Here is a 416-nt window from a genome sequence, read left to right as displayed (position 1 = left end):
CATCTAGCGACGAAGCTTCAAAGTCTCCCACCTATCCTACACATGTAGGTTCAATGTTCAGTGCCAAGCTATAGTAAAGGTTCACGGGGTCTTTCCGTCTAGCCGCGGGTATACGGCATCTTCACCGCAATTTCAACTTCACTGAGTCTCGGCTGGAGACAGCGTGGCCATCATTACGCCATTCGTGCAGGTCGGAACTTACCCGACAAGGAATTTCGCTACCTTAGGACCGTTATAGTTACGGCCGCCGTTTACTTGGGCTTCGATCATGAGCTTCTCCGAAGATAACCCAATCAATTAACCTTCAAGCACCGGGCAGGCGTCATACCGTATACGTCATCTTGCGATTTTGCACAGTACTGTGTTTTTGATAAACAGTTGCAGCCACCTGGTATCTGCGACTGCCAGCAGCTTAG

At 49.8% G+C, this 416-nt stretch carries 1 rRNA gene; it reads right to left on the bottom strand.

Annotated features, from left to right (window positions below):
• Nucleotides 1-416, bottom strand: a 23S ribosomal RNA gene (locus LMH66_RS20280); the annotation flags it as partial.

Origin of the sequence: Shewanella sp. 10N.7 (genome assembly GCF_020806285.1) — a bacterium.
Lineage (GTDB): Bacteria > Pseudomonadota > Gammaproteobacteria > Enterobacterales > Shewanellaceae > Shewanella > Shewanella electrodiphila.
The sequence above is the reverse complement of the archived record's forward strand: the minus strand, read 5'-3'. Positions and strand labels throughout refer to the sequence as shown.